Raw genomic sequence first — 16,272 nt, forward strand, 5'->3', positions numbered from 1 at the left:
AATCCCCCGTGCACATCGGGTCTGCGCTGATGCAGAGTCAGTAGAAGCTCTGCGGGTCGATATCGACGGTCAGGCGGATGTCTCCCTTCAGGCGCAGAGGTGCGATCCAGCGGGCGATGGCGTCCTGGATCGGTGCCCCCTTGGGCGCCTTGACCAGCAGCCTTACCCGGTGCCGCCCGCGGATACGGGCAATCGGTGCCGGGGCAGGCCCAAAGACCTGTGCCCCGATCTGCCGCAGCGGCGCGTCATTGCGCGCCAATACGTTGCCGATGTCAAAGACGGGCCCGACCTCGGGGCCGGACAGCACGATCCCCGCCATCCGGCCATAAGGCGGCACCCCGGCCGCCTGACGCCCGGCGGCCTCGGCACGCCAGAACCCTTCCTCATCCCCCGACAGGATCGCGCGGATCACCGGGTGTTCGGGCTGAAAAGTCTGCAGCAGCGCCGTCCCCGGCTTGTCGGCGCGCCCGGCCCGGCCCGCCACCTGCCGCATCAGTTGAAAGGTCCGCTCGGCAGCGCGCAGGTCGGACCCGTGCAGGCCCAGATCCGAGTCGATCACCCCGACCAGCGTCAGGTTCGGGAAATTGTGCCCCTTGGCCACCAGCTGCGTGCCGATGACAATATCTGCGTCACCCTCGGCGATCTCTTCGATCTTGGCCTTAAGCGCCCGGGCCGAGCCGAACAGGTCGGAACTGAGCATGGCGATGCGGGCGTCGGGAAAGGTCGCCTCGGCCTCTTCGGCCAGACGTTCGATGCCGGGGCCGACCGGGGCCAGCTTGCCCTCGACCCCGCAGGCGGGGCAGGCCTCCGGCATGGGCTTGGTCTCGCCGCATTGGTGGCACATCAGACGTTTCAGGAACCGGTGTTCGACCATGCGCGCATCGCAGTGGTCGCAGGCGATCTGTTCGCCGCAGGCCCGGCACAGCGTCACCGGTGCATATCCACGGCGATTGATGAACAGCAGCGACTGTTCGCCCTTCTCGATCCGCGCCTGCACCGCCTGGCGCAGGCTGGGGGAAATCCAGGTACCCGGCTGCATCTTTTCGGCGCGCATGTCGATGGTCTTCATGTCCGGCAGCACCGCCGCCCCAAAGCGCGAGGTTAGGTCCAGCCGGTCGTACTTGCCGGCCTCGGCATTGGCCCAGCTTTCCAGCGAGGGCGTGGCACTGGCCAAGATCACGCGCGACCCGCAGATCGCCGCCCGCAGCACTGCCATGTCGCGCGCGTTGTAATGCACGCCGTCTTCCTGCTTGTACGAGGTGTCGTGTTCCTCATCCACCACGATCAGGCCCAGATCGCGAAACGGCAGGAACAGCGCCGACCGCGCGCCGACCACCATCTGCGCATCGCCCTGCCCGACCATGCGCCAGACCCGCCGGCGCTCAGTCATCGTGGCACCGGAATGCCATTCGGCCGGGCGCGCACCGAACCGCTCCTCGACCCGCGTCAGAAACTCGGCGGTCAGGGCAATCTCGGGCAGTAGCACCAGCGCCTGCCGGCCCATGCGCAGTGCTTCGGCCACCGCTTCAAGGTAAACCTCGGTCTTGCCCGACCCGGTCACGCCCTTCAGCAGCGTGGTGCCGTAGGTTCCGCTGCGCAGTGCGGCCCGCAACGTGTCTGCGGCAGCGGTCTGGTCTGGGGTCAGCGCCTTGCCCGGCCGGCCCGGATCCAGCGTCGGATAAGGTAGGTCGCGGGGGCTGTCCTCCTCAAGCACAGCGCCCTGCTTGACCAACCCTTTGACGACCGATGAGGTGACCCCAGCCATCTCGGCCAGTTCCTTCAGGGTGAAGGCCAGCCCGCCATAGTCACGCAGCACCTCCAGCACCCGGGCCCGGGCATCGGTCATGCGGTCGGGCGTGCCGCTGCCCAGCCGATAGATCTTGCGCATCGACAGCGGGTCGCCCAGCCCGGGCGCGCGGGTGGCCAGCCGCAGCATCGCCGGCATCGGCGTCAGCGTGTAGTCGGCCGCGCGCTGCAGGAACAGGCGCATCTCTTCGCGCATGGGCGCCACGTCCAGTACCCGGATGACCGAGCGGATCTTGCTGCGGTCGAAATCACCGCGCCCCGCACCCCAAACCACGCCCAGAACCTTGCGCGGGCCCAGCGGCACCTCGACGAAGGCCCCCAGGAAACACCCCCCCTCGGGCGCCTTGTAATCCAACGTCCGGTCCAGTGGCTGGGTCGTCAGAACCGCCACCAGCTCACCTTGGTCGAAATGCACCGGGTCGCTCAATGCGCGCCTTTCTTCAGCAGGGGTTTCAGCACGGGTCTCTTTGAGGTAAAGGCATCCGCGAGCAAGGCCAACCCATCAAAGGACTGCCCCGATGAAATTCTTCGTAGACACAGCCGAAATCGACGCCATCGCCGAATTGAACGATCTGGGCATGGTGGACGGTGTCACCACCAACCCCTCGCTGATCCTGAAATCGGGTCGCGACATTCTGGAAGTGACCAAGGAAATCTGCGACCTGGTCGATGGCCCGGTTTCCGCCGAAGTCGTCGCCACCGAAGCCGAGGACATGATCGCCGAAGGCCGCAAGCTGGCGCAGATCGCACCGAACATCGCCGTCAAGGTGCCGCTGACCTGGGCCGGTCTGAAAACCTGCAAGACGCTCAGCGACGAAGGCCAGATGGTCAACGTCACCCTGTGCTTCTCGGTCAATCAGGCACTTCTGGCAGCCAAGGCCGGCGCGACCTTCATTTCGCCCTTCATCGGACGGCTGGACGACATCAACCTCGACGGTATGGACCTGATCGCCGACATCCGTCAGGTCTATGACAACTACGGGTTCGAAACCGAAATCCTCGCCGCCTCGATCCGCAGCGTAAACCATGTGGCCGACAGCGCCCGTATCGGCGCCGACGTGATCACCGCCCCGCCTGCCGTGATCAAGAAGCTGGCTGATCACCCGCTGACCGACAAAGGGCTCGAGGCCTTCCTGTCGGATTGGGCCAAGACCGGTCAGAAGATTCTGTGATCCATTGATCCCATGTACAACCGCGCGGCCCCGACTGGGGCCGCGCCTGGCCCAACTTCAGTGGGCCTGATCGTTGATCAGACGCCTGCAGGCGGGAGCCACGCCCCCACACACGGCGCCTAATCCACCTAAACGTGCATTTTTCCCAAGGTATTTCCGGGCACCCGTGCTATAACGCCCCCAACAAAAAAAGACCGGACAGGATATGAGCAGCAATCCCAAACTCGAGGACAACCTCCGCGCCGCGATTCTGGCCGAGCCGGACGCCGTACTGGACGACAAGGATCTGATGCAGGCGCTGGTCGCCGCGAACGAACGCGCCCGCGGAGACAACATAATCGACCTGCGCGGAATCGCCATGCAACGGCTTGAGGCACGGCTGGACCGGCTGGAGGACACTCACCGCTCGGTCATCGCAGCTGCCTACGAGAACCTCGCCGGAACCAACCAAGTTCACCGCGCCATCCTGCGCCTTCTTGAGCCGACGGAATTCGAGGACTTCCTGCGCGTGCTGGGTACGGAAGTTGCCGAAATCCTCCGCGTCGACCGCATCACACTGGTCCTGGAAACAACGATGGTCCAGCAGGACCCAAGCATCGACCGGCTGGACGGTGTTCTGGCCGTGGCGGAACCGGGTTTCGTGCATTCCTACATGGACAACGCACCGAACCACCCCGCGCGTGAGGTTGTCCTGCGCGAAATTCGCCAGCCCAACCGCAGAGTGCACGGGGATCAGCTGGACCAGCTGCAATCTGAGGCATGTATGCAGCTAGATCTCGGCAAAGGGCGTCTGCCGGGCATGATTGTCATGGGGGCGCGCGACCCAAGGCACTTCTCGCCTCAATTGGGCACTGATCTGCTGGCCTTTTTTGCAGGCGTATTCGAACGGTCGATGCGCCACTGGCTGTCGTGAGCCTGATCTCTCCAGCCTGCCGCGATGCGTTGCAGTTGTGGCTGGAGGGGTTGACCGCTTTGGCGGGCCGTTCGGAAAACACCATCAATGCCTATCGCGGGGATGTCGCGGATTTCCTGTCTTTCATGACTTTGCATCACAGCGAACGGCAGGGGCTGGCGGCGCTCGAACGCATCACCATTTCGGACATGCGGGCCTGGATGGCACAGCAACGCGAATCCGGCGTCGGGGCGCGGTCACTGGCGCGAAAACTGTCCGCCGTCAAAAGCTTCTATCGCTGGCTGGCCGAACGCGAGGGATTCGAGCCCACCGCCGTCCTCTCCTCCCGCGCCCCGAAATTCACCAAGAAACTGCCGCGCCCGCTGGCCGAAGACGCCGCCCGCGCCATGATCGAGACGGTCGAGCTGCAATCCGGATCAGATTGGGTTGCCGCCCGCGACGTTGCAGTCGTGACCCTGCTGTATGGCTGCGGCCTTCGCATATCCGAAGCCCTGTCTCTGACCGGCGCGGATGCCCCGCTGCCCAACACGCTGAGAATTGTCGGCAAGGGTGACAAGGAAAGGATCGTTCCGGTCATCCCCGCCGCGCGCCAGGCGGTCGACCGATACCTTGAGTTGTGCCCACATCCCCAAAGCCCAACAGCCCCATTGTTCCGCGGCGTACGCGGCAAAGCCCTGAGTCCGAGGGCAATTCAGGGCGTCATGGCCAAAGCGCGTATGCAACTGGGTCTTCCGGCAACGGCCACTCCACACGCGATGCGGCACAGCTTTGCCACCCATCTTCTGTCAGCCGGCGGAGACCTCCGGGCCATTCAGGAACTGCTGGGTCACGCGTCCCTTTCGACCACACAGGCCTATACCGCCGTCGACACCGCGCGCCTCATGGAGGTGTACAACCGCGCGCACCCCAAAGCCTGAGACGCGGCGGAATTGCAGCAACCGCATTTCGGCGCCGATACCGGGGGCTTTTTGCTTTGCATCTCGGGCGCGCATCGTACATGACACGGGTCATGACACTCAGATTCAAAGCCTTAGCCGTTCACCTGTTCACCGCGACCGGAGCCGTATTTGCGATGCTGGCCATGCTGGCCGCGGTCGAGGAAAAGTGGAGCCTGATGTTTCTGTGGCTGGTCGTTTCGTTCATCGTCGACGGAATCGACGGCCCTTTGGCGCGGCACTATCACGTCAAAAAGAACGCGCCCGAGTTCGACGGTGTCCTGCTGGACCTGATCATCGACTATCTGACCTACGTCTTCATTCCCGCCTATGCGCTGTTCAAATCCGGCTTGATGGACGGCTGGACCGGTTGGTTCGCGATCATCGTCATCACCTTCGCCAGCGCGATGTATTTTGCCGACACGCGCATGAAAACAAAGGACAATTCCTTTTCCGGGTTTCCTGGCTGCTGGAACATGGTCGTGGTGGTGATCTTTGCGCTGAAGCCCGACTTCTGGTTCAGCCTCGTCCTTGTGGCGCTGCTGGCCGTTGCAATGTTTCTGCCCCTGAAATTCATTCACCCCGTGCGCACCGAACGCTGGCGCAACCTGTCCCTGCCCATGGCCTTCGCATGGACATTATTTGCCGGATGGGCCGCTTGGGTGGATTTTCACCCGCAAAGCTGGGCGCATTGGGGTCTGGTGGTGACCAGCCTGTACCTGGTCTCGGCAGGGATCGCCCAGCAAATCATGCCGCCGAGCCGCGACTGAGACGCGGCCCGAACGGACAAAAATCACAGATCAGAGAATTTCCCGGATCTCGAACTCGGTGCCGTTGTGGGTGAAGACGTCGCCCTTTCGCATTCCGGCCATGGCCAGATAGATCGGGCTTTGGGTTGAAATCCCCATATATGTTTCACCATCCACGTCGAACTTGGTGGTCGACACGCAAACGACGAAATGCCGGTCGCCCAGCCAGACCACGGCGCCTGGCTGCACTGTATCCGTCAGGCTGAAATCGGTGTTTTCGATCACGTCAATCTTGGCATGATGCGCATGCACCGGCCCGTCAAACGCGGCGGCCAGATCTGCGCTTTCGCGCGATGCCGCGATATCATCCTTGTCGTGGCCTTCCCGGTCATCCAATTGGGACTCTTTCTGAAAGGCATCGTGGTGCGCCTGCGCCGTCGCCAACTCCTGTGCCTCCAACGCCATCAATTGGTCAATGATGGCCTTCTTCCGGGCGGCGGGGTCAATTTTCGCAGTCATGAATTGCAGTCCTTCGGGTTCGAAAACTGTCTCAGGTTGGGACGCTTTGCGAAAGATTGCAACCGGATTCCGGCGGTCAGATCAGCAGACTGGCAGCCCCCTCGTGACGCAACAGGGCAACCTTGCCCTCAACCCCGCCCTGCCCCGAGAACCCCCCAAGGCCGCTTGCCGCCAGAACGCGGTGACAGGGAATGATCACCGGAATCGGGTTGGCACCACAGGCCTGCCCGACAGCTTGCGCCGGACACCCAAGATCATCCGCGATATCACCGTAAGTCCGCGTGTAACCGAAAGGAATCGCGGACATCAAGTCGCAGACCTGTTTCTGGAATTCGGACCCAACGACACGCAGTGGCAAGTCGAACTTTTGCAACCGGCCCTCGGCATAGGCCCTGATCTGTGATGCCGCTTCGATCAGCAGCGGGGTCGTCTCACCCGTTGTGTGACCGTCCCACACCAGACTGGTGATGGCGCCGTCCTCTTCTTCGATCCCGAGGCATCCGAACTGGGTTTCCACTGCAATCATCGGCATGGGCGCAGAGTTTCAGATCGGCGGGTGCGTCGCAAGCCGCAAGAAAAACCCCCGCGCGATGGCGGGGGTTTCAGGGATCATTTTCAGCTCAGCGCCGTATCGCATCGGCCGCAGACGCCGGGATGGGCGTGGCGTCCCACATCCGGCAGGATCTTCCAGCAGCGCTGGCACTTGGCCCCTTCGGCCTTTTCGAACACGACGCCGACGCCCTCGATTTCGGGCAGGCGGAACGCTTCGGCCGGGGCCGGGTCGGCGGTGACGGTCAGGCCTGAGGTGATGCACAGATCATCGACATCGAAAGTGGCCAGCAGGTCGCGGGTTTCCGCATCCTCGACATGCACGATCGGCGCGGCTTCGAGGCTGGAGCCGATGACCTTGTCGCGGCGCTGCACTTCCAGCGCGGCGGTCACCGCACGGCGTACACGGCGGATCTTGGCCATGTTCGCCTCGAGCTCGGCATCGCGCCAATCAGCAGGCGTGTCGGGGAAGTCGACCAGATGCACCGAGCTGTCCTCGCCCGGGAACCGCTCGAGCCAGACCTCTTCCATCGTGAAGACCAGAATCGGCGCCAGCCAGGTGGTCAGTCGGTGGAACAGGATGTCCAGCACCGTGCGCGCGGCCCGGCGGCGCGGGGTGTCCCCGTCGCAATACAGCGCATCTTTGCGCACGTCGAAATAGAAGGCCGACAGGTCGACCGTGGCAAAATTGAACACCGCGCTGAACACGCCTTGGAAGTCGAACGCGGCATAACCCTTGCGGACCTGCTCGTCCAACTCGGCCAGGCGGCTGAGCACCCAGCGTTCCAGACGCGGCATCTCGGCCGGATCGATCCGGTCGGCCTCGGTGAAGTCGGCCAGCGAACCCAGCATGAAGCGCATCGTATTGCGCAGCCGGCGATAGCTGTCGGCGACACCTTTCAGGATTTCCGGCCCGATCCGCTGGTCGGCGGTATAGTCGGTCTGGGCCACCCACAGGCGCATGATGTCGGCACCGTATTGCTTGACGACCTCTTCCGGAACGATGGTATTGCCGAGCGATTTGGACATCTTGTTGCCCTTCTCGTCCAGCGTGAACCCGTGCGTGACCACGTTGCGATACGGCGCGCGGCCGATCGTGCCGCAGGCCTGCAACATCGAGGAATGGAACCATCCACGGTGCTGGTCGGTGCCCTCCATGTAGACATCGGCAATGCCGTCGACGGTGCCATCTTCACGGTCGCGCAGAACGAACGCATGGGTCGAGCCCGAGTCGAACCACACGTCCAGAACGTCGAACACCTGGTCATAATCATCGGGGTTCACGATGCCATCCAGCACCTGCTGTTTGAACCCGTCAGTGTACCAGACATCGGCACCGTGTTCTTCGAACGCGGCCTTGATGCGGGTGTTCACGTCCGCGTTGCGCAGCAGATAGTCCGCGTCGGTGGGCAGAGCACCCTTCTTGGTGAAGCACGTGAGTGGCACACCCCAGGCACGCTGGCGCGACAGAACCCAGTCGGGGCGCGCCTCGATCATCGAATACAGGCGGTTGCGGCCCGAGGGCGGCGTCCATTTCACTAGTTCGTCGATCGAGCGCAGCGCGCGTTCGCGGATAGTGCCGCCCATTTCGTCCATGCCATCGTCCAGCTTGCGGTCGACGGACACGAACCATTGCGGTGTGTTGCGATAGATGATCGGCGCCTTGGACCGCCACGAATGCGGATAGCTGTGCTTGATCTTGCCACGCGCCAGCAGCCCGCCGACCTCGGCCAGCTTGTCGATCACGGCTTTGTTCGCATCGCCCTCGCCGCCCTTGCGCGACAGGATGTACTTGCCGCCGAAGAACGGCATGTCAGCGCGGAAGCTGCCGTCGTCCATCACGTTGTAGGTGATGACCTGCTCGAGCATGCCCAGATCGCGGTACAGCTCGAATTCCTCCATCCCGTGCGAGGGCGCGCAATGGACGAAACCGGTGCCTTCGGTATCGGTCACGAAATCGGCCGCGCGGAAATCGCGGATGTCGTCCCATTCGCCGTTGGACCCTTCGGCCCCCGCCAGCGGGTGCTGCAGCTGGATCTTGGCCAGATCGTCCTGCGTGACGTCGCACAGGCGGCGGTACATGGTATCGTCCAGCCGCGCCCGCGCAAACACGTCGGCGGCCAGACTGTCGGCCAGCAGGTACCGGTCACCGATCCGGGCCCAGCAATCCTCGGGGCGGCCGGTCACTTCGTACAGCCCGTACGAGATGTCCTTGCCGTATACCACGGCCTTGTTCGACGGCATGGTCCAAGGCGTCGTGGTCCAGATTACCACATAGGCGTTGTCCAGCGTGGTGTCGCCGGTGTTCACCACCTTGAACTTCACCCAGATGGTGAAGCTTTCCTTGTCGTGATACTCGACTTCGGCCTCGGCGAGGGCAGTCTTCTCGATCGGCGACCACATCACCGGTTTCGAGCCTTGATACAGCGTGCCGTTCATCAGGAACTTCATGAACTCGTCCGCGATCACCGCCTCGGCGTGATAGTCCATGGTGACGTAGGGATCGGCCCAGTTGCCGGTGATGCCCAGGCGCTTGAACTCCTCGCGCTGGATGTCGATCCAGCCTTCGGCGAACTTGCGGCATTCCTGGCGGAAGTCGATGACCGGAACCTCGTCCTTGTTCTTGCCCTTCTTGCGGTACTGTTCCTCGATCTTCCATTCGATCGGCAGGCCGTGGCAGTCCCAGCCGGGCACATAGCGCGCGTCAAAGCCCATCATCTGGTGGCTGCGCACGATCATGTCCTTGATCGTCTTGTTCAGCGCGTGGCCGATATGCAGGTGCCCGTTGGCATAGGGCGGACCGTCATGCAGCGTGAAGGGCTTGCGACCCTGTTTGTCGCGCAGGCGGTCATAGACGCCGATCTTTTCCCAGCGGTCCAGCCATGCGGGCTCGCGCTTGGGCAGGCCGGCGCGCATGGGGAATTCGGTTCGGGGCAGATTCAGCGTGTCTTTGTAGTCGGGTGTCTGGGTCGTGTCGGCGCACATGTAGAGGCGTCCCTTGGATGATCTTGGCGTGTTTGGATCGAAGCGGTCGGTGCGATGAACTCAAGCACCTTTGCCCGGCGTCTCGGAAACTCAGAGCGCCGGGGATATAATTCGAATGATAATGGCCAGAACGTCTTGCATGGCCGGGCTTATAGGCCGGTTGCGCCTATTGGTCCAGAGCTTCCGGCCCCTGCGGCGAATGGCGCAGCTTGGCCCAGCGGTTCAACCAGGCCAGACCCGCCAGCGCCAGCCCCAAGGCCAGCAACGAAAACACCCGGATCAGACCGCCCAGCCCCGAGATGTCGATCAGGAACACCTTGGCCACCGCCAGCCCGATCACCGCCAGCCCGGCCTTGCGCATCAGGTCCGACCGACGCGCCAGCGACTGATAGAACAGCGCCGCGCCGATCAACAGCAGGGCGAGCGTATAGGTATAAAGCTCGGGCTGGGATACGCCGTTGCCTTCATACATGCCTGCCGCGCCCTGCCAGAAATGCCGGATTGTCAGGCCCAGCCACAAGGCACCCAGCGCAACGGACACTCCCTGACAGGCCAGCCGCAACTGCGCCGGCATCTTGGGGATCCGCCACGCGGACAGGCCGATGACGAGGGCCGGCAGCAGATAGGCAATGGCAAGCGTGTTCAAGACTGGAGGCCCCAGAACAGGATCTGCCCCAAAACGCAAAACAGGGTTGGCCACTGTCGCAGCCAGCGCCAGCCACAACAGGCCATGCGCGGCGAAGAATACGCCCAATGCGACCCGCACCCAGTTCAGTCGCCCGCCCAGCGCAAAGCGCTGCACCTGCGCAAAGGCCAGCAGCAGCCAAATGGCCGACAGCAGGCCCAGCCCCCAATGGCTGTCGTCGGCACCGCCCTCGCCGAGCCCTTCCAACCAGCGCAGCAGCAGCAGAGACAAAAGAACGCCGCCCGTCGCCCAAGCCGCGCTGTCCAACATGACATTGGCGACCGGGCGGTCCAGGGGGCGCAGCATCCACCATGCGGCAAGATAGCCTGCAACCGCAGCCCCATAGACCAGCGCCATTTCCGGAACCGGCGCGTGCAGCGCCCAGTCCAGACCCGGGTTCAGGATCAGCCGGAACGTGACAGTTGCAACGCCGGCCCAGATAAACCAGCTCATCGGCGGCAGATTGAACCGCCGGTCCAGCGCCGCCGCCGCGATGATCGTGACCACGAAAGCGATGGTCAGCGCCGCCGAGCTGAGCACGATCACGCAGCCGAAGGTCAAGCAGGACAAGGCCGACAGCGTGGCCAAAGCCGGACGCATCCGGGTCTCGCCATCCATGCGGGCAAAGCGCTCGGCCAACACCACCATCAGCGCCGCAAGCGCCACCGCATGCAAGGCCCAGGGGTAAGCCCCGATAACGCTGGCCGGGCGCCAGCCAAGCTCAAGCGCGATGGCCAGCGCCGGGGCGTACAGCGCGGCGGCACCGGCCCAGACCAGCGGGTACCGCCCACCCCGGAACGACCGCCATGCCGCCAGAAGCGTGATCACCGCGCCCAGCGCAACCAGCCAGGTCACGGCCAACGGAAAAGCGGCCTCGGGCGTTTCGGAATAGGTCTGCCAGAACCCACGCGCCACCGCGCCACCGTCAAATCCATGCGTGAACACGAAACCACCCAGCCCCAGGGCAGGCAGCGCGGTCATGTCCTGCAGGGCCGGCGCGTCCTTTGCCCAGATCAGCAGGGCGAAAGTCAGCCCCGCCAGCAGGATCACTGCCAGCCAGAACTCACCGCTCGTATCGGCCCATTGCAGCGCCAGAATGGCCGAGCTCGCCAGCACCGCCCCAAAGGCCAGGCGCGTCGGAAATTCGGGCCACGGACCACTGGTTTTTCTGACTAGGAGTTCGCTGAACATCGCGCCGTCGTGATCGGGCCAGATCCGGCGCACGGGAATGGCAATGGCGATCACGGCAATGGCGGCCACGTAGACGAGGAAAGCCGGTTCCGTGATCGGCGAACCCGTCACCAGCAAAAGGCCCGCTAAATAGGCGCCCACCAGCGACAGCACCGACACCCAGGCCCAGCGCCGCACCGTGTCGATCCCAAGCCCCAGCCCGGTGATCACGAAGAAATATCCGTACAGCCAAGACGGGTCAGCCGAATCGCCACCCACGACGAAAGGTGCAGCAAAGGCTCCGATCAACCCGATCGCCGCCAGCAGCGGGCCGTGGAACCAGCCCAGAACCAGCCCGACAAGAGCGATGGCGATCATGCCCGCCAAGGCCGCCTCGGGGCCGATCAGGTCATAGAGCTGGCGCGCCGCCAGAACGCCGCCAAACAGCGTGACCAGCCCCGCGCCGGAAAACACCGAAGGCAGATAGGCAGTCGCCGAGGACTCGTCATCGCCGTATCGGCGCCGGACGACCTCTCCGGCCACGATCAGCAGCGCGCCGAAACCCAAGGCCGCCAACACGCGCGCGGTGGGCGGCAGCAACCCGTTTTCGACCCCGTATTGCACCAAGAAAATCCCCGCCAGCGCCAGCGATAGGGCGGATACGGCATAGAACCAGTTCTCGCGCAGCCACGCGCTCAGATCGTCAAACCGCTCGGCGCGGAACACCACTGCGGCCGGAGGCGATGCACTCTCAGTGACAGTTGCCGATTCTTCAGCGTCAGGCCGTTGGTCCGGCGTCGGCGGGCTTTCCTGTTTCGGCGGGCCCCAAGGGGCCGGTCGCGGTTCAGGCGTCGGTGCTTCGATTGGCGCGGACTGCGTCTGTGGTGGCCGCTCCGCGTCCGGTTGCGGCCCGGCACCCAACCGACTCTCCAACTGCTCGACCCGCCGCCGCAGACGGGCATGGCCGACCAGCAAGACGACAATAGATACCGGCATCGCCAAAACGACCAGGCCAACAAGAACGAGCAGAGATTCCAAACCGCACCTCCGGGCAAATCTGCATTACAGGCTATCCTGTGCAGGTGCGGTAAGACAGTCGGGAAATCCCGAATGGTTTCAGCCTGTTGCGATCTGGCGCCAGTGATCTAGGGATGGAACAGGGACCCGACGACATAGGCAATTGCCGCCGCCGCTCCACCAATAGCCAGCGTCTCAAGCCCCGAACGCCACCAGGGCGCCAGCGACCACCGGCTTTTCATCGCGCCGATGGCAAAGAACACGCCCAGTGTCATCAGGACCGAGGCTGGAAACGCGCCCTCGACACCCAACAGGAACGGCACGAGCGGAACCATGCCGGCCACGACAAAGGCCGCGAAGGTGGCCGCGGCGGCCTTGAGCGGATGCGGATCGACGCTGCCCAGCCCGTATTCGCCCTCGATCATCAGGTTGATCCAGGTATCCTGATCGGCGGTGATCGCATCGGTTGCCTGTTCCAACACCCGGCCCGACAAGCCCTTGCGGGACAGGATCTCCAGCACCTCGCCGCGCTCGCCGTCGGGGTAGAGGCGGATGTGGCGCTCTTCGATGGCGCGGATCCGTCGGATATTGTCCAGCTCGGCCTTGGTCCCCGAGTAGTTGCCCGCCGCCATCGAGAACCCGTCGGCCAGAACGTTGGCCAAGCCCAAGGCCACGATGACGAAGGGCGACAGCCCGGCCCCGGCCACGCCCGCCACGATGGCCAGCGTGGTCACCGAACCGTCGATCCCGCCATAGACCACGTCACGCAGAAACCCGCGCCCGGGTGGGGCGTCGATCCGGTCTGCGATTTCCTGTTGGCTGTGGCCGTGATCCGCCATGGCTGGTCTCCCTTCCGGGAGATTGTGCCCTGCGCAGCGGCCCGTTGGCTTTGCGGCAGATCAACCCTTGGAAAACAGCCCGCCCAGCGCGCGCGAGATCATGCCGCGGGTCGACGGCCTGTGGCGGTCCGAGAAGGGCAGCGGTCGGCAGACCTCCATCGCGGCCACGCCGACGCGGGCGCTGAGGGCGCCGTTGACCAGCCCTTCGCCAAAGCGGCGCGACAGCTTGCTGAGGACCGACCCGCCCAGAACCGGTTCGAGCAGGTCGTCACCCACGGCCACCGCGCCCGTGGCCACTAGGTGAACGAACACTGCTCGGGTCAATCGCCAGCCCCCCAGGAATCCGGCCCGCCCGCCATAGATTTCGGCAATCCGGCGGATCATCCGCAAAGAGGCCAGCAGCGCCGTCGCCACATCGGCCAACGCCAGCGGCACCAGCGCCGTCACCGTCGCGACCTGGCGCGCGGCGGCCTCGACCTCGCGGCTGGCGGCGGCGTCGAGCGGGGCCAGCAATTCATCCTCGACCAGTCCCAGCAGGCCCGAAGCGTCGAACTGGTCCTCGATCCGTTCGACCAGACGGTCGCGGCCCCAGCGCGTATCCTCGCGCCCGCGATAGAACGCGATCAGGCGCTGCGTCACGGCCCGGGCCTGTGCCAGATCGGCATCGGCCAGCGCGGCATCGGCGGCGCGGCGCATCCCGTCCACCCGCGACAGCCGGCCCAGCGCGGCCAGTTCGCGCAGCGCGATCAGCAGGGCCACCAGCACCAGCGCGCAGATCAGGCCGGTCACGATCCAGCCCAGCACCGGCACGCTGGCGATCAACGAGGTGGCGAAATTCCATGCGACGACAGAGACCGACGCCCCCACGACCGCAACCGCCAGCCCCCAGAACCACCGCCCAAGAATCGATGGCTTGCGCGCGGCCAGCCGGGCCGCGGCCTGCATCGCCTGCCCCTGGGGCGGCGCGATATCCGGTACCGGCGCGGCCTTCGACACGTCGGCGGACGGGGCATCCTCGTCAAGCTCGATCAGAACCGGACCCTTGGCCATGCGTCACTCCTTTTTCCGCCATACGAACCGAATGTCCGGCAGTTGTTCATCATTGTCGGCCCCGTCGCTGCGGGCCACTTCTATAAAGCCGTGCCGTTCGTAGAACCGGCACGCGCCCGTGTTGGCCTGAAACGCATACAGCGCCAGTTCTCGGCGACCTGCCTTGGCGCTGTCCAGCAGTTCTGTGCCGATCCCCTGATTCCGCGCAGGGGGACTCAGGTACAGGCAATGAACCTCGGTTCCGTCCATGGCCAAAAAGCCTGCGACCTTGCCGCCCTGTTCGGCAACCGTGACCCATCCTTTGTCGATCATCTGCCCACAAAAAGCGATGGCTTCAGCCCCCGAATGCAGCTCGGGCATCCAGTCGTTTTCGCGTGCAAAGCCGTGCAGGATCTCTCCGACCGCCCCAGCGTCGAGGCTGCGCGCGGGCCTGAGGGTGACGGTCACAGCCGGTCTCCGATCAGAAACTGCGCGGCGCGGTCCAGCCGGATATGCGGCGGGCCGTCACCGGGGCGCAGCGACAGATGCGCCGGGGCAAAGGTCATGAACCCGTACTCCTCGCCCAGCCAGGTGTCGGCCCCCTTACGCGCAGGATTAAGCAGATGGGCGGGGTCTTCGGGCAGCTCTCCGGGGTAGAAGGCCGCCTGTTTTCCATTCTCCAAACTACCGCGCACGCAGGGCAGTTCGACGCCGTTGTGATTGCGGACCTCTTCGGTCGTCACGCGCAGCGCGGCGATGGACATTGCGGCGGTTTCGGCCCCGGCGAACCTGGCGCGGTCGCGCGCCTCGCGGGTCAGGGCCTCCATGATCGCGGTCAGGCGCGGGTGCTGCAGGTGGTGCAGGTGATCGGCCTTGGTGGCCGCGAACAGGATGCGTTCGACCCGCTTGCCCAGCAACATCTGGCTGAGCCACGCATTGCGGCCGGGCCGGAAGGCCGACAGGATGTCGCCCATGGCGCGGCGCATGTCCTCGACCGCCTGCGGACCCTTGTGAATCGCGCCCAGCGCGTCTACCAGCACCACCTGCCGGTCGATCCGGGCGAAATGATCCCGGAAAAAGGGTTTCACGACCTGCGATTTGTAGGCCTCGAACCGGCGCTCCATCTCGCGGTGCAGGCTGCGGCGGCGCGAGGCGCCCTCGACCGGTAACGGCGCAAAAGTCAGCACCGGCGACCCGGCCAGATCGCCCGGCAGCAGGAATCGGCCCGGCGTGCAGTCATAAAACCCCGCATCCCGCGCGGCGGTCAGATAGTCGGCAAAGCCCCGCGCCAGGGCCTGCGCGGTGGGTTCATCATGGGGGTCGGCCGGATCAACGGCTTTGATCTGAGCCAGGAAATCGGCCGCAGCCGGACGCTGCGCGATCCGCTCCAGCGTTTCGCGCGACCAGTCGTCATAGGATTTATCAAGCAGCGCCAGATCCAGCAGCCATTCGCCGGGATAGTCGACGATGTCCAGATGCACGGTGCGCGGCCCCTGCAGGCCGGCCAGCAGCCCGGCGGGGCGGACCTTGAACGACAGGCGCAGCTCGGACACGGCGCGGGTGCTGTCGGGCCAGTAGGGCTGCGGCCCAGTCAGGGCCGACAGGTGCGATTCATAGTCGAACCGGGGCACGGTGTCGTCGGGCTGCGGCTGCAGGTAGGCGGCGTTGATGCGCCCCTCCTGCTGGGCGACCAGGCCGGGCATCCGCCCCCGGTCCAGCAGGTTGGCCACCAGCGACGTGATGAACACCGTCTTGCCCGACCGCGCCAGACCGGTGACGCCCAGCCGCACGACCGGTTCGAAAAACGTCTCGGACACGCGGTCGCCGACGGATTTGACGCCGCGCACAAGACTGTCTGCCAGTGATGAGATGACCAAACCGCCGCCCCGCATTTCTTGTTTGTC

The 16,272-nt window shown here is 64.6% G+C and carries 13 protein-coding genes; 4 read left to right on the top strand and 9 right to left on the bottom strand.

All coding sequences use genetic code 11. From position 1 onward, the window contains the following. Positions 1–37: 37 nt before the first annotated feature. Positions 38–2,233: a primosomal protein N' gene (locus tag ACR0IR_RS10140; RefSeq protein ID WP_170362900.1), complete on the bottom strand. Its 2,196-nt coding sequence runs from the start codon at positions 2,231–2,233 to the stop codon at positions 38–40. Between the two features lie 91 nt (positions 2,234–2,324). Between ACR0IR_RS10140 and fsa the strand changes: the two genes are divergently transcribed. The 4 genes from fsa (at position 2,325) to ACR0IR_RS10160 (ending at position 5,596) form a co-directional block, all read left to right on the top strand. Beyond that, positions 2,325–2,978, top strand: coding sequence for a fructose-6-phosphate aldolase (gene fsa, locus ACR0IR_RS10145; protein WP_170337507.1), 654 nt, complete (start codon positions 2,325–2,327; stop codon positions 2,976–2,978). Between the two features lie 205 nt (positions 2,979–3,183). Continuing rightward, positions 3,184–3,891 carry a DUF484 family protein gene (locus tag ACR0IR_RS10150; RefSeq protein ID WP_170362898.1) on the top strand — a complete coding sequence of 236 codons (708 nt, stop codon included), beginning with the start codon at positions 3,184–3,186 and terminating at the stop codon, positions 3,889–3,891. Further along, positions 3,888–4,808 carry a tyrosine recombinase XerC gene (locus ACR0IR_RS10155; RefSeq protein ID WP_170362896.1) on the top strand — a complete coding sequence of 307 codons (921 nt, stop codon included), beginning with the start codon at positions 3,888–3,890 and terminating at the stop codon, positions 4,806–4,808. Before ACR0IR_RS10150 ends, ACR0IR_RS10155 begins: the two co-directional genes overlap by 4 nt. A gap of 92 nt (positions 4,809–4,900) precedes the next feature. Next, positions 4,901–5,596 carry a CDP-alcohol phosphatidyltransferase family protein gene (locus tag ACR0IR_RS10160; protein WP_170362894.1) on the top strand — a complete coding sequence of 232 codons (696 nt, stop codon included), beginning with the start codon at positions 4,901–4,903 and terminating at the stop codon, positions 5,594–5,596. Between the two features lie 30 nt (positions 5,597–5,626). On the opposite strand, the gene ACR0IR_RS10165 is transcribed toward ACR0IR_RS10160, so the two are convergent. The 8 genes from ACR0IR_RS10165 to ACR0IR_RS10200 all read right to left on the bottom strand — a co-directional run bounded on the left by ACR0IR_RS10165 (position 5,627) and on the right by ACR0IR_RS10200 (position 16,245). Next, positions 5,627–6,094 (bottom strand): hypothetical protein, encoded by a 468-nt coding sequence (locus ACR0IR_RS10165; protein WP_170337856.1) that lies wholly within the window; start codon positions 6,092–6,094, stop codon positions 5,627–5,629. Between the two features lie 76 nt (positions 6,095–6,170). Next, complete coding sequence (locus tag ACR0IR_RS10170; RefSeq protein ID WP_170362892.1) at positions 6,171–6,626, bottom strand: methylated-DNA--[protein]-cysteine S-methyltransferase; 456 nt, start codon at positions 6,624–6,626, stop codon at positions 6,171–6,173. 83 nt (positions 6,627–6,709) lie between these two features. Beyond that, entirely contained in the window at positions 6,710–9,628 is a 2,919-nt protein-coding gene (gene ileS, locus ACR0IR_RS10175; RefSeq protein WP_170362890.1) for an isoleucine--tRNA ligase, read from the bottom strand. Between the two features lie 166 nt (positions 9,629–9,794). Then, positions 9,795–12,521, bottom strand: a complete 2,727-nt coding sequence (locus ACR0IR_RS10180) for a DUF2339 domain-containing protein (protein ID WP_170362888.1) — start codon at positions 12,519–12,521, stop codon at positions 9,795–9,797. Positions 12,522–12,628: 107 nt separating this feature from the next. Beyond that, a complete protein-coding gene (locus tag ACR0IR_RS10185) occupies positions 12,629–13,339 on the bottom strand; it encodes a VIT1/CCC1 transporter family protein (protein WP_170362886.1) in 711 nt (236 codons plus the stop codon). Between the two features lie 60 nt (positions 13,340–13,399). Continuing rightward, positions 13,400–14,389 carry a YcjF family protein gene (locus ACR0IR_RS10190; RefSeq protein WP_170362884.1) on the bottom strand — a complete coding sequence of 330 codons (990 nt, stop codon included), beginning with the start codon at positions 14,387–14,389 and terminating at the stop codon, positions 13,400–13,402. 3 nt (positions 14,390–14,392) lie between these two features. Continuing rightward, positions 14,393–14,836, bottom strand: coding sequence for a GNAT family N-acetyltransferase (locus ACR0IR_RS10195; protein ID WP_170358134.1), 444 nt, complete (start codon positions 14,834–14,836; stop codon positions 14,393–14,395). Continuing rightward, positions 14,833–16,245 carry a YcjX family GTP-binding protein gene (locus ACR0IR_RS10200; RefSeq protein WP_480779066.1) on the bottom strand — a complete coding sequence of 471 codons (1,413 nt, stop codon included), beginning with the start codon at positions 16,243–16,245 and terminating at the stop codon, positions 14,833–14,835. Before ACR0IR_RS10200 ends, ACR0IR_RS10195 begins: the two co-directional genes overlap by 4 nt. Positions 16,246–16,272 lie beyond the last annotated feature (27 nt).

Source organism: Ruegeria sp. CF2 (genome assembly GCF_056537385.1).